The sequence below is a fragment of the Arthrobacter sp. MYb221 genome (assembly GCF_002979835.1).
In the GTDB taxonomy this organism is placed as follows: Bacteria; Actinomycetota; Actinomycetes; order Actinomycetales; family Micrococcaceae; genus Glutamicibacter.
Window position 1 is genome coordinate 296,808 of sequence record NZ_PCPW01000003.1, and the last position, 13,392, is coordinate 310,199.

13 protein-coding genes are annotated in these 13,392 nt (G+C 58.7%); 6 read left to right on the forward strand and 7 right to left on the reverse strand.

Annotation, left to right across the window (positions count from 1 at the left end; all coding sequences use genetic code 11):
* Nucleotides 1-92: 92 nt before the first annotated feature.
* Complete coding sequence (locus CQ015_RS05865) at nt 93-1,727, reverse strand: ABC transporter substrate-binding protein (RefSeq protein ID WP_105552517.1); 1,635 nt, start codon at nt 1,725-1,727, stop codon at nt 93-95.
* Nucleotides 1,728-1,956: 229 nt separating this feature from the next.
* On the opposite strand from CQ015_RS05865, the gene CQ015_RS05870 reads away from it, so the two are divergent.
* Nucleotides 1,957-2,325 carry a hypothetical protein gene (locus CQ015_RS05870; protein ID WP_096286613.1) on the forward strand — a complete coding sequence of 123 codons (369 nt, stop codon included), beginning with the start codon at nt 1,957-1,959 and terminating at the stop codon, nt 2,323-2,325.
* A 101-nt stretch (nt 2,326-2,426) separates the two neighbouring features.
* Here CQ015_RS05870 and mnmA read toward each other — a convergent pair whose 3' ends face one another.
* From mnmA to CQ015_RS05885, 3 genes are read right to left on the reverse strand one after another with little or no spacing between them, the layout of a single operon-like run.
* Nucleotides 2,427-3,560, reverse strand: coding sequence for a tRNA 2-thiouridine(34) synthase MnmA (gene mnmA / locus CQ015_RS05875; protein ID WP_105552461.1), 1,134 nt, complete (start codon nt 3,558-3,560; stop codon nt 2,427-2,429).
* Nucleotides 3,557-4,792 carry a cysteine desulfurase family protein gene (locus CQ015_RS05880; RefSeq protein ID WP_096284644.1) on the reverse strand — a complete coding sequence of 412 codons (1,236 nt, stop codon included), beginning with the start codon at nt 4,790-4,792 and terminating at the stop codon, nt 3,557-3,559. Before CQ015_RS05880 ends, mnmA begins: the two co-directional genes overlap by 4 nt.
* A 27-nt stretch (nt 4,793-4,819) precedes the next feature.
* Nucleotides 4,820-5,626 carry a hypothetical protein gene (locus CQ015_RS05885; protein WP_096284642.1) on the reverse strand — a complete coding sequence of 269 codons (807 nt, stop codon included), beginning with the start codon at nt 5,624-5,626 and terminating at the stop codon, nt 4,820-4,822.
* A 113-nt stretch (nt 5,627-5,739) separates the two neighbouring features.
* On the opposite strand from CQ015_RS05885, the gene folP reads away from it, so the two are divergent.
* Nucleotides 5,740-6,666, forward strand: coding sequence for a dihydropteroate synthase (gene folP / locus CQ015_RS05890; RefSeq protein WP_105568856.1), 927 nt, complete (start codon nt 5,740-5,742; stop codon nt 6,664-6,666).
* A gap of 10 nt (nt 6,667-6,676) precedes the next feature.
* Entirely contained in the window at nt 6,677-7,414 is a 738-nt protein-coding gene (locus tag CQ015_RS05895; RefSeq protein WP_105649573.1) for a dihydrofolate reductase family protein, read from the forward strand.
* On the opposite strand, the gene CQ015_RS05900 is transcribed toward CQ015_RS05895, so the two are convergent.
* A complete protein-coding gene (locus CQ015_RS05900) occupies nt 7,380-8,291 on the reverse strand; it encodes a diacylglycerol kinase family protein (protein WP_181150360.1) in 912 nt (303 codons plus the stop codon). The genes CQ015_RS05895 and CQ015_RS05900 overlap by 35 nt on opposite strands.
* Nucleotides 8,292-8,442: 151 nt before the next feature.
* Here CQ015_RS05900 and CQ015_RS05905 point away from each other — a divergent pair, with 151 nt between their 5' ends.
* The 3 genes from CQ015_RS05905 (at nt 8,443) to CQ015_RS05915 (ending at nt 10,521) form a co-directional block, all read left to right on the forward strand.
* Complete coding sequence (locus CQ015_RS05905; protein WP_096284634.1) at nt 8,443-9,342, forward strand: J domain-containing protein; 900 nt, start codon at nt 8,443-8,445, stop codon at nt 9,340-9,342.
* Between the two features lie 39 nt (nt 9,343-9,381).
* Nucleotides 9,382-9,843, forward strand: a complete 462-nt coding sequence (locus CQ015_RS05910) for a tRNA (cytidine(34)-2'-O)-methyltransferase (protein WP_096284632.1) — start codon at nt 9,382-9,384, stop codon at nt 9,841-9,843.
* A 123-nt stretch (nt 9,844-9,966) separates the two neighbouring features.
* A complete protein-coding gene (locus CQ015_RS05915) occupies nt 9,967-10,521 on the forward strand; it encodes an anti-sigma factor (protein WP_146112417.1) in 555 nt (184 codons plus the stop codon).
* 106 nt (nt 10,522-10,627) lie between these two features.
* Here the strand turns inward: CQ015_RS05915 and CQ015_RS05920 are convergent, their stop codons facing one another.
* Together CQ015_RS05920 and CQ015_RS05925 are read right to left on the reverse strand one after the other, a co-directional pair.
* Nucleotides 10,628-11,389 (reverse strand): PIG-L deacetylase family protein, encoded by a 762-nt coding sequence (locus CQ015_RS05920; RefSeq protein WP_105552468.1) that lies wholly within the window; start codon nt 11,387-11,389, stop codon nt 10,628-10,630.
* A 220-nt stretch (nt 11,390-11,609) separates the two neighbouring features.
* Nucleotides 11,610-13,175, reverse strand: a complete 1,566-nt coding sequence (locus CQ015_RS05925; protein WP_255248376.1) for a trypsin-like peptidase domain-containing protein — start codon at nt 13,173-13,175, stop codon at nt 11,610-11,612.
* Nucleotides 13,176-13,392 lie beyond the last annotated feature (217 nt).

A 13,392-nucleotide genomic window follows, 5' to 3' on the forward strand; every position in this document is an offset into this window, starting at 1 on the left:
AATGGACATGCCAAGGGGATCTACCTGGTGCACGAAGTTCTGCACTTGAGGTAGATCCCCTGGTCTTAGGTGTACTTACGGTGCCGTCGAGATTACTTGCTCAGCACACCGAGGCGGAACTTGAATGATGCGTCCAGGGTCTTTTCGACACCCTGAACGTCCTTGCCGGCCACGGCCACCTGCGAGCCTTGCAAGAGCGGCAAGGTGGACAGGTCTTCGGCGACCATTCGCTGCAGCTCCTCGATCGAGGCGGTACGCTCTGCAACGTCGGACTGGCCGCGCTGCTCGGAGATCAGCGAATCGACCTCCGCGTTGTCGTAGCCGTTCGACAGGAAGTTCTCGGTAGCGAAGAACGGGGACAGGTAGTTGTCGGCGTCCGAGTAGTCCGGGAACCAGCCCAGCTGGTAGGCGGGGTAGTCGGTGACGCGCTGCTTCTGGTAGGTAACCCACTCGGTCGACTTCAAGTCAACGTCGAACAGGCCATCGGCTTCGAGCTGCTTTTCAACTAGCGCGTACTCGTCACCCGAGTTCGGTCCGTAGTGATCCGGGTTGTACTGCAGCGCGAGCTCCACCGGGGTCTCCACGCCAGCGTCTTCCAGAACCTTCTTGGCCTTGGCAGCATCTGGCTTGCCATCGGTGCCGTACATATCCTTCAACGGTTCGATCGCACCGGTGAATCCCTGTGGGACGTAGGAGTATGCAGGTGTGTAGGTGTCCTTGTAGACGTTCGTGGCGATCGCCTGGCGGTCTACCAGATGTGCGGCTGCCTGACGTACCGCCAGGGACTTGGCTTCGTCAGCGTCCTCGGTCTTGGCGCCGAATGGCATCGAATCGAAGTTGAAGACGATGTAGCGAAGCTCGCCACCAGGGCCCTTGTGGACCGCGAGGCTCTCTTCCTTGCCCAGATCTTCAATGTCCGTTGGGGTCAGCGAGCGCCAGGCAACATCGATCTTGCCCTGCTGCACCTCGAGCTTGAGGTTGTTCGCGTCCGCGTAGTACTTGATCGCTGCCTTCGAGTTGGCCGGTGCACCGAGCACGCCTTGGTAGGCTTCATTCGCCGCGAAGGAAATCAGGTTGTTCTTGTTGTAGGAATCGATGATGTACTGGCCGCCGAAGGCGTTGGCATCCACGATTTTCTGGTCATCGAGAACCTCGTCGGCCGGGAAGACCTCGTCGTCAACGATGGGGCCGACCGGCGAGGTGAGCACCTGCGGGAAGGTCTGGTCCTCGGCAACCTTGAGCTTGAAGACCACGGTGGTGGCGTCCGGAGCTTCAACCGATTCCATGTTGCCCAACAGCGATGATGGGCCGTTGGGGTCCGCGATCTCCAGCTGGCGGTCGAAGGAGAACTTCACATCCTTCGAATCAAGATCATTTCCGTTGGCCCACTTCAATCCCGGCTTCAACTTAACGGTGAATTCGGTAGGGCTGGTGTACTCGGCCGACTCGGCCAGGTCATTGGATGGGTCTGGGCTGCCCGGTTCCGAGTTCAGCACAAACGGGTAGATCTGGTTCATGACCATAAACGAGCCGTTGTCGTAAGAGGCCGCTGGGTCAAGCGACGTTACTTTATCGGTCGTGCCCAAGGTGATGGGGGCACTGCTGGCTTCACCGGATCCGTTGTCACCCGAGTCATTTGATGACGGACCGGTGCAACCGGTCAGCGCGATGGCGGAAATACCGATAACGGCAGCTGCGAGTCGCATACCGTTCTTTTTGCTGGCCATGAGCAATCCTTCTCTGTCGTAGAACATGCGGAGTGATAGTTAGCACATGCTTCATACAGCCTAAGTGATGGAGCTCACGAAAGGCGAATGAATTATCCGGTTTCGGCGCAGAAAGTGAGACCCATGCCGCATCCCCGGGTGATCTCCACCTCGCTTTCGGATGCTTTTAAATGCCGCGAGAGCAATGACATATACCTAAGAATGCCCCCGTACTCTAGGCTTGGAGACGATGATGACACGTAGAGACGCAGCAATTGCGTTGGATATTCCCATGGAAATGGCCAAGCGCCATGGCGTCCCTTCGCGAATGAGCGAAAAAGAATTTGCCGAGCTCAATGCAAACCCGCCGGCCTGGCTGGTCCAGTCGCGGGCTAATCGCAAAGCCGGCAGCCGCCCGGTTTGGGTCCACCTGACCTGCATCGTATGCGGGCAAGACGAATACGAACGTCCAAAGAAGTGGTGGCCGAACTTCGACTTCGTGCACTGCGCCATTCACTCCCCCGCCCAGCTTCCGAAACTGGAGACGGGAAAGACCCGCGTGGAGTACCAAGACATTTCCGCACGCATGTTCGGCATTGTCGACGAGGGCAACGAATAGCCGGCGGTAACTCAAAATTAACTAGGTCGGCCCGAGAATCCTTGTGGATTCTCGGGCCGACCTAGTTAATTTTGTAGACACCAAGAGGTGTCGTGGGAAGGCTAGAGTACCGAAGCCGGGTCCCATGCAGAAGACCGGGCCGAATCGATCGTCGCCTGGCCCAGGACACGGGTTTCCTGGTAAACGACCATGGTCTGGCCCGGTGCGACGCCGCGCATCCCCTCGGGAAGCTGAACGACCAAAACCTCGGACCCATCGGCACGCTCCATGCGCGCCTTGGCGGTCACCGGATCGCCATGGGCACGAACCTGCACCATGCAATCGAATTCTTCGCCGGCGAGCACCGCCGGGATCGGCACTCCGGCCCAGGAGATCCGGATGCCGCGCAGCTCATCGACCGCAAGCAAAGCCTCGGGCCCGACGATCACCTTGTTGTCCTTCGGGCGGATTTCCAGCACGAAGCGCGGCTTGCCGTCGGATGCCGGCCGTCCCAAGCGCAGGCCCTTGCGTTGGCCCACGGTGAATGCCTGCGCACCTTCGTGCTCGCCGAGCTGGTTTCCGTCTTGATCGACGATGTCGCCCGGCTTCATTTCGATACGCTCGGCCAGCCATCCGCGCGTATCCCCGTCGGGGATGAAGCAGATGTCGTAGCTGTCGGGTTTATTGGCCACGGTGAGCCCGCGGGCTTCCGCCTCGGCGCGCACCTCGGCCTTGGAAGGGGTCTCCGCCAGCGGGAACATGCAGTGCTCGAGCTGCTGGTGGGTGAGCACGCCGAGCACGTAGGACTGGTCCTTGGCCCAGTCCGCCGCGCGGTGCAATTCCGGGTTGCCCGATTCGTCACGCAATACCTTGGCGTAGTGGCCGGTGCAGACCGCGTCGAAGCCCAGCGCCAGTGCCTTCTCCAGCAATGCCGCGAATTTGATCTTCTCGTTGCAGCGCATGCACGGGTTCGGGGTGCGTCCGGCCTCATACTCGTCGACGAAATCCTGGACCACATCCTCGGCGAACCGATCGGAGAAATCCCAAACGTAGTAGGGGATGCCCAGTTTGTCGCAGGCGCGCCATGCGTCGTTGGAGTCCTCCACCGTGCAACAGCCGCGCGAACCGGTGCGCAGGGTCCCGGGCATGCGAGAGAGCGCCAGGTGGACTCCGACTACGTCGTGCCCGGCTTCGACCGCACGTGCTGCGGCGACTGCCGAATCGACGCCGCCGGACATCGCTGCTAGTACCTTCATCGTGTAAAACCCGTCCCTGCTGTGTGAATGCTGCTTTCGTCTGCCGCCATACCGGCTTTCTTTGCCCGTTGATAGGCTTCGGGCAGCGCCTCTAAAAGTATGTCAACGTCCTCACGCGTGGATGTATGCCCCAATGTGAAGCGTTGCACACTTCGTGCGCTTCGTGCATCCCTGCCCATGGCCACCAGCACGTGCGAGGGTTGCGGCACGCCCGCGGTACAGGCAGAACCGGTGGAGGATGCAATCCCAAACATGTCCAAGAGGAACAATAAGGAGTCCCCCTCGCATTCTGGGAAGGTGAAATGCAGGTTTCCCGGTAGCCGTTTGCCCTCGTTCAGCGCATCGCGTGGACCGTTGAGCACCGCTTCGGGGATGCTTTGCGCGATCCGCTGCACCGCATAGTCGCGAAGTTCACTGAGTCGTTTGCTCTCGGCATCCAAATTGGCTTGGACCGCGGTTGCCGCCGCCGCAAACCCTGCCGCCGACGCCGCGTTCAAGGTGCCAGAGCGGAGTTTGCGTTCATGGCCGCCACCGTGCTGGACGGGCATCAGGACAATGTCGCGGCGTACCAGCAAGCCACCGATTCCTACCGGGCCGCCGACCTTATGGGCGCTGATGGCCATGGTTGCCAGACCGCTCGCCGCAAAATCCGTAGGGACGGTGCCGAAGGCCTGTACCGCGTCCGAATGCACCGGAATCTGGTACTTAGCGGCCAGGGCCACGAAAGCGGAGATCGGTTCAATGGTGCCTACCTCGTTGTTTGCCCACATGAGGGTGCCCAACGCGATCCGCTCGTGGTTCGCCTCGATGAGCTCTTCGGCTGCCTGCAGATCCAGCACGCCGTCGGCGTCGACCGGCATCCATAGAAGCGTCGCGTTTTCGTGGGTTTCGAGCCAGGCCACGGTGTCCAGCACCGCATGGTGTTCAATTCCAGCCACCAAAATGCTGCGAGCTTCCGGGTTCTTCTCTGTCCGATTCCAGAACAGGCCCTTGAGCGCCAAGTTATCGGATTCGGTTCCGCCGGAGGTAAAGATCACTTCGGTTGGATGAGCCGCTGCCACCCCGGCGATCTTCGTGCGTGCCTCGTCGATCACGCGGTTGGCGCGGCGACCGGCACCGTGCAACGAGGAGGGGTTGCCGGTGTGGGCGAATTGCTCGGTCATGGCCGACAACGCCGCCGGGTTGAGGTCGGTAGTTGCCGCGTGATCGAGGTATACGGCGGAATTAGTCATCGTCTTAATGGTACGAGCTTTCCCTGCCTAGTTTGAATGGCCAATACGTGTGAATTGCCCGACTTCAATGGCTTCCAGCAACGGATCGCGCAAAATTGCCTCGATAAGCTCGGCCGAGCCACCGATCAGCGTGCAGTCATCATAAGGTTCGGTAGACAGCATCCAGCTGCGGTCTTCGGGAAAAGCCAAGGCCGGGCGTTGACGCTGCGGACCTTCGACCGTCGTCGCCCAAAGCGGCTGCGCCAAAAATTCGCCATCCACTTCGAAGAGCCGGTAGTTTCGGTAACCGCCGCCTAGTTCAAGCGCCGGCGTCGTGAGCACCTCCGGTGCGAAGGCAGGACGTTGCGCCTCGGCGAGCGCGGCGGCGTGAGCGGCCTGGTTTTCTTCGTCGCTGAGCTCCGGATCGGGTTCGTTCTCGATCTGGATGCGTTCGCCACCTTCAATGAAGGCATAGCCTCCCCAAAGGCCGACCACGAACTTTTCCTGCTCAGTTGCCGCGCGGAGCTGCTTCACCAGCGCCTGCCACTGCTCTACAGGCAACTCGTCTACCGGCAGGTCGGTCTCTTCCCAGGCATCCTCGGCTGCCGGGTTGCCCTGGGCATCCCAGCCGGCGACAGTTTCGAAGAGATCTGCTGCGGTGAGGATATGGCCGCGGCTGCTAGCCACGGTCCCCCACTTCACCGGCTGGTCAAACTCGTCATAGGCCGGATGCAAGATCCGTGCGTAGCGTTCGTAACCCACGGGCACTTGCGCGACTACCGTCAGTTGGTCGGCGGTGGCGCAGGAATCAATGATCCATTGGCCCTGGGTGGCTGAGACATGGGAGAACTGCATAGTACAAGCCTAACCAGCATCCAGACATATCCCGCATCAGGTCGCGAGCGGGTGATATGAATGAACAAAGCAATGCGCAGCGGCACGACCGCGAATCAAGGGAGACCAGGTCGATGTTTTTACCCGAGTTGCAGGTTCCGATTCACCACTTTTCGCGTCGGAGCATAGATTTCTCGCGGACCATCGCGGTGATGGCAGTGATCAACCGCACCCCGGATTCTTTCTATGATGCCGGGTCCACCTTCGGTTTGGACGACGCAGTCTCCTCGGCGATGCGTGCGGTGCAGGCCGGAGCGGACTGGATTGATATCGGCGGCGTACCGTTTTCGCCCGGCCCGGAGCTCCCCTGGGAGGAAGAAGCCGCACGTGTGGTTCCGGTGATCGAAGCGGTACGCAAACAAAGTGATGTGGTGATTTCCGCCGACACGTTCCTCCCGGAAGTTGCCCAAGCCGCGATCAATGCCGGAGCGGATGTCATCAACGACACCACCGGGCTGGCCTACCCCGAGATGGCTCAAATTGTTGCCCGAAACAATGTGCATCTGGTGCTGACTCATTCGTTGGCGAAACCACGCACCGTCTATCCCCGCCCGCAGTACCAGAATGTGGTTACCGAAGTGCGCGACTATCTGGCGCAAAAGGTCCAGCTGGCACTGGACTCAGGAATCCACGCGTCAAAGATCATCATTGATCCGGGGCACGACCTAAATAAGAACACCCGGCACACCCTGGATCTGACCGCGAATTTTGAGGCCATCGCCGCATTGGGATACCCGGCCCTCGCGGCGGTATCCAATAAGGATTTCATCGGTGAAACCTTGGACCTGCCCAAACCCGAACGTCTTGTCGGTTCCATGGTGGCGGCAACCATGTGCGTGATGGGTGGGGCGCGGATCATCCGGATGCACAATATCGCCGAATCCGTGCAAACCGTCCGGCTGATAGAAGCGGCACAGGGGTGGCGGGACCCTGCCTACCAGATCCACAACATGGGCGAGGTCAATCCCCCTGCCCATCCCGAACGTGAAGCCAGCCGATAGGACCCGAGCCATGCGTGAACTGCTACCCAGCAATATGCCCGAAGTTGGCGATACCTACCTTTTGGAGCGTTACGCCGCGTCGCAACGTCCCTTTGTGCGCTTCAATTTCGTTTCAAGCATCGACGGTAGCGCCCAGAGCGATGGGCTGTCCGGCGGGTTGGGCAGCGCGGGCGATGGGCGGATCTTTAGTTTGTTGCGACGCTTGGCTGATGTCATCCTGGTCGGTGCCGGCACCGTCCGCGCCGAAGGGTACGCGGGGGCGCTGATCGGTGATGAGGACATTTCCTGGCGTGAAGCCCGGGGCTTGTCCGCGCAACCGGTCCTGGCGATCGTTTCGCACGGGCTGCATCTGGAGCCCGATGACGAGGTGTTCACGCTAAGCCCCGTCCCGGTGCTGGTCTTCACCAGCGTTCAAGTCACCGAGGAGCACCGCAGTCGCTTCGCTTCGCATGTCGAATTGGTTGAAGTTGCCGAAGCAGACCGGGGTTGTGACCCGCAGGAAATCGTTGCCGATCTGCTAGCCAGAGGGCTGGGTTTCATACATGCCGAGGGTGGCCCGCATTTGCTTGGCCAATTCATCGCCGCCGATCGTCTCGACTCGATGTGCGTGAGCTATTCGCCGATGCTGTTGGCGGGGTCTGGACAGCGCATAGCGCACGGTCCACGGCAGGCGGCCCTTGCGATGAAAATCCATTCGCTGTTCGAGGAGGAATCTATGCTCTTTTGCGATTATCGGCGCCCGGAATAAGCGTCAGCGCCCCGTCGAGCACGGTCAGCTCAAAATCACCCTGTCCAATAAGCTCCCCGTCCGCATAACTTTCCTGCCTGGTTCGCACAACTACATGTGCGCTCCTGGTGGACAGTTGGTGCCGGTGAGTCTTTCCGCGCAGAATATGACCTACAAAAGGCAACACCGGTAGCAATAGCGGGCCCTTCACCAGCACGATATCGGCCAATCCATCTGCGTAGTCCGCGTGCGGGAAAAGCTTAATCCCACCGCCAAGCGACTTGATATTCGCAATACTTGCCGCAAAGACCGAACCCTTGAATTCAAGTTCCTGAGCCTGAATTTCGGTGGGGTACGCGCGAAGTGTGGGGAGGCACAGCAGCAGTCCGAGAATATAGCGCAGCGCGCCTAGGCGGCGTGGCAAACCATTGGCTCGCCGGTTAACCTGTCCTTCGAATCCCCACGACACCGCGCCCACGGCAAGCGTAGTTCGTGGCAGGTCATTGGCAAATCGCAGCTGGAGCAAATCGATCGGGGTCCCTGCTGCCCCTCCGGCCAGAAAGCTAACCACCTGTTGGATCGTTTCTTCCGCCGATCGTGCGCCGTACATTCGCCAGGTGTCGTTGCCGCTGCCTGCCGGAATGATCCCCATTGGAATGTTCTTCCCTGCAAGATACTGGATGGTGTGGTGTATTAGTCCGTCTCCGCCGATGACTACTACGGCATCGGCTGTTGCCAAGGCTTTTCCGAATTCTCGCCCTTGGAGATGTGCGGTATTCAACCTGTCTGATTGAATACCGTGAGCCTCGAGCCGGGCTTCCAGCTCTTCGACCCGTCGCATTGCCAAACCCTTGCCCGAGCTCGGATGGAAGACTATGCGAATGTGCTGATATTTCACGGAGGGCACCATACGGATAGAGAATACCCAGCAAACGCTCGGGTTTGAAAAGCCAACTCCCAATCATGGAAGGTAAAATGTTCTAATTGGCACTTGATCGCGCGGCACCGGCCGCGGGGAATTGCCTTAACCGAGAGGATTCGTCCGTATCATGAGTTCGCCAAGTCCCTACGAAATTCTTGGCGTGCCCCGGACGGCAACTTTCGAAGAGATCAAGGTTGCGTATCGGAAGGCTGCTCGCGCGTCACACCCGGATCTGGGAGGTAGCGCCGACGAGTTCAAAGACGTCCAACAGGCATTTCAGACGCTGTCGGATGATCGAAGCCGTTCAAGCTTTGATAGGTCTTTCCAGTCCCCCGGCCAAGCACCACGCGCCGGAACCTCCGCCCGCCAGTACGATGAAAAGCTGCGCACCTCACCGCAACAGCCCAAGGCCCAGCTAGCTACCGAATACGTCCCTCGTCTCGATGACGACTCCTTTGGTTTGCTGGATAGGGCCCACTCGATTCAACGAAGCCACGGTGAGCCACGAAAGCGCGGGCTGTTCAATTCCCGTTCCAGGCTTACCCGAGAAGCACAGACGATCAGCATGCTCAGCAAAAACGTGCTCAACGTGCTGCCTGCGGCCCGGCTGGTCAATGGCTTGCAGGCACCCGGCGGCGGGCACTATGACCATGTGTTGACCGCCGGATATCGTATGGCGATCGTCAACACGATGACGCTTCCCGAGGGCTATTACGCATTTGATGGGAACGTATTGCGTCATGGAAATAAAATGACGCAGCCCCCGGCCTTGAACATCACCGGGATGCAACGCGCATTCATGCAGATGAATGTCGTCGCTTTCACGTTGGTCCTTTCGAGCCAGGGCAATCCCCACGAGCCGGTCATCGAATATCACCGCAGGGCCGATCCGGCGCTGGCCTCCACGCCCAACGTGCTCAATGCGGCAGGACTCATCCGCGAACTGAAACTCTTCCTCGGATCAGGCCCTTCCCCGAACATTGTTGACCGTTCGGTACTGTCCCGAGTCTTAGGCGGAATGTACTGATTACCAGTTTTACTGCTCCGAGAGCTTAAACTGTTAAATGTGTTCCGTATTCTTTTCAATGCTCCCGAAATTCCCGGCAACTCCGGGAATGCCATCCGCCTAGCCGCAATCACCGGTGCCGAACTTCATTTAGTGAAGCCCTTGGGCTTCAACTTTGAAGACGCCAACCTGCGTCGTGCGGGGTTGGACTACCACGATCTAGCGGTGGTCACCGTACACGAAAACCTCGAAGAAGCCCTCGCGTCGTTGGGCGAGGGTCGTGTTTTTGCGTTCAGTTCCGATGGCGACACGCTGTACACCGAGGTGGGCTATGTCCCAAGTGACATTCTCATGTTCGGTAAGGAATCGGTGGGGCTTAGCGCCGCAGATAAAGCCCACGAACGGGTGACCGATCTGGTCCGATTGCCGATGTTGCCGGGGCGCCGATCGCTGAACCTTGCCAATGCCGCTTCCGTTGTCGCCTTTGAGGCTTGGCGGCAGAACGGTTTTGCAGGAGCCTAAAATACCAGCCCAATCGGGCCAAGTACACAGCTTTACCCAATCTTTATAAAGTAAGCTTTTGAGTATGTTCGCGCAGGCGTGCATTCCGACAAAACCGACGACTTCTCGGGAGATTCCAAAACAATGAACGGTAGCCCTTCGCAGCACCGCGACGAGCCTCAGGACGAAAATCTGGGTCTGGACCTAGTCAGTCAAGTGGCCCACAGCTCTCGTGCGGAACGGAGCGCACGGCCAAAACGCTGGATCTTCGCAGTGATTGGTTTGGTAATCGTGGTCGTCTTGGCCCTCGTGACCTTTTCCTTGCTCAATAGCGAGACGAAATCTTCTAAAGCCGCAAAGGCCGATGATGTGCTCACAGAGGTAGTTGAACTCAATAGCGGCGGTCAGGCGACCATCAGTACCTCCAAGCAGGAGAATGCGCTAGGCGTCGAACTGACTGCTCTGCCACCACTTGATGATTCTGAACAGTACGTTGTTTGGGCCGTGCATGAAGAAGGCGGCATCAGCGTAGTGAGCAAGACCTCGGGAGAAGACGCCAAGGGCGGGCTCTCCCCCATCGACGATGTTCTCGCGGTACATATCACCGTGGAAGGTTCAGAGATACCCGCCTCGCCCTCGGAAGACACCGAGGCCTCGGTGGACCTGCCGCTAGGCCAATCGGAAGAGCCCAAAGCCTAACCAGCTAGCGATGGGTTATCTGTCGATAAGTTAGCATTCATCTGACGTATACGGTGCGGTTCCCCAAAGCGGGAACCGCGCCGAATTACTTTAACCCGTAGTTAAGTCAGAATCCTGCGATCGTGTCATCGGCGTTCACGGCCACGAGGTGGAAGCCTTCAGCCAGCTCATCGGAAGGCATATTCGCGCGTACGCCATTCGCTTGGCACTGCTCGAGCACAAATTTCTCCATCGCCCCGACGTCGGGGTGCTGGGTGAAATGGGCTCGCAAAGCATCCATCTTCTGCGCAAAGAACTCGGTGATGTTCACAAAGCCGTTTTCGCGTTCCTTGGGGGCTCCATATAACCAAAGCCAAGGTAGTTTGTAGGCTTCCAGTCCTTCTTCCGCGAGCAGCTCCGGGTAGGCGAACGGGTTTTCGACTGCCGGGTAGATAGCCCGGGTTACCGCTTCGCCGCAGGCAAGGTGGTCCGGGTGTGAGCGCTGAATGCGGTCCCAGTTTCGTTCGGTGTGCATGGCCATAACTATTTGCGGGCGCACCTGGCGGATCAGTCGAACCACCTGACGCATGACGTCGTGGCTTGGCTCTAGATAGCCGTCACGCTCTCCCATGAAATGCACGGTGCTGACACCAACTCGGGCTGCCGCAACGCGTTGCTCTTCGTGGCGCAAGCGAACCGTCTCGGCAGGATCACGGTCGTCAAAACCTCCAGCGTCGCCATCGGTCATGATGCAGTATTGCACCTCTATCCCCGCGGCGGTCATTGCGGCTACGGTTCCGGCTGCGCCGAAATCCAAATCGTCGGGGTGCGCTGCAAAAGCCAGCACCCGCTGGGTAGCTGAGTTAATGAATTTGTTCGGATCAATCATGCTTAGCATCGTCAAATCTCTGTGGCTGCCGAGGGCAGGGTATTGGCAAGGCGTTTCGTGGCCCTATAGTTTTCGTTTGGAAAATTGGTCTTAGACCGCGGGCTGAAGTGTTGTTCTCTATCGTATCGAGATCCTCGGCGTACCTCGATTTTTGGGCCAAAACCAAAAGTGACGTGCCGCAGGATCCTGCGGCACGTCACTTTTCTTGGATCTATTTGGCCTATTCCAGAGACCCAACCGTCACTGAGACTTTGTTTTCGGCACCGTTCCGCGTGTAGGTGATGTCGGCTTTGCCGCCAGCTGGCACCTCTCGAATTGCGGCAGTCAAGGTCTGGGAATCCTGGATTGCGCGTCCGTTGACGCCGGTGATGATGTCTCCGGATTTCAAACCGGCTTCCTCGGCCGCCGAATTCGGTGAGATCTCCCGGATCGCTGCACCGACACTGAACTGCGAAGCGTTCGATCCAGTCGAAGCGCCCTGCGCTTGTACCGTTGCGCCCAGCAGACCGTGGGTGGCTTTACCATTGGCGATCAGTTCCTGAGCGATACGCTGAGCGTAATCCACAGGAATCGCGAACCCGACGCCAATCGAACCCGAATCTTCACCACCGGCTCCACCAGAAGCAATGGCGACGTTCACGCCAATAATTTCGCCCTTGTTATTTACCAGCGCACCACCGGAGTTTCCATGGTTAATCGCTGCGTCGGTCTGCATCACGTTGATGTAGATCGAGCCTTGCCCGGACTGGTCCTGCCCTTCGGGCATGCCTGGGAATTGGAAGTTGAACTGGCTTCCGCCGTCCTCGCCCTCATCCTGCGCGTTTTGTTCCGGCACTGCGGAGGATGCCACCGAAATAGTGCGGTTGAGCGTGGAGACAATTCCATCGGTCACGGTTCCGCTCAGGCCCAATGGCGCGCCAATTGCTACCGCGGTGTCACCAACGTTTAGCTCGGAGGATTTCCCCAAGGTCGCGGGCACGAGGTTCGGCACATCAACCTTAATGACCGCAAGATCTGAGAGCGGATCGGTGCCAACGAGCGTTGCCTGATGCACCTTGCCATCGCTCAAGCGAACGGTAAGCGTTGGGTCGCCGGTTTCTCCTCCCAAAGTGACCACGTGCGTGTTGGTCAATATATGACCTTCGGTATCCAGAATGATTCCAGAGCCCGAACCGCTAGACCCGCTACCGGAAGCTTCGATGGTGACCACGCTAGGCGATGCTTTCGCTGCCGCAGCGGTAACCTCTGTGACGGACTTTGGATTGTTGATCACCACACCGTTTTGTGGGGTCTGCACCGAGGAACCGCCCAAATCATTCCCGCCGGCCATGAAGTATGTGGTGCCGGCAGCGGTCACACCACCGATAAGTGCCGCAGCGACCATGCCCGCGATCAGCGTGCTGCCGGCGAACTTCTTTTTCGGTGCACGTTCTGGCGGAACTGGGTAGTTTGAATGTTGCTGTTCAGCATGGCCATATGCTCCGGCGGCATAGGACGGTCCGGACTGCGAAGCGTGCTCGGTGGATCCTTGACCGTAGACCCCGGTGGCCGGCTGTTGCTCGGTGGGGTAATGGGCACGTGAATAAACGTCGGTCTGCTGCTCTTCCGGGCTGGACGCGGGGCTTACCTGGTTATAGCTACGTGTCTCGCCGGCATCCGACGACGACTGCGGCTCCGGGAGATTCACGCGAGGTTCCTCCGCATGCTCCGGAGTCTGGGCGATATCCTTCGGCTGTTCGGGTTCGCCCATATTTTTATTTCGTGGTTCATCCGGTGTCTGGCTCATCTTCATGCCTCTTTCGAATATCGGATCTCTTGAGTCTTATTATTCAGGGTCGAACTGTGGCAGTTGCGAGGGATGACTTTGCGCAAGCTGTGAGTTAACTATTCTGGCAGCGGAATAGCATGGACGCTGTGTTGCCGTGCAAATAGAATCAAATTGAGCTGTGAAAGTAGTCGCAGGTAAACGTGGTCGGACGAGTGGTCAAATTATTAGTTCGATT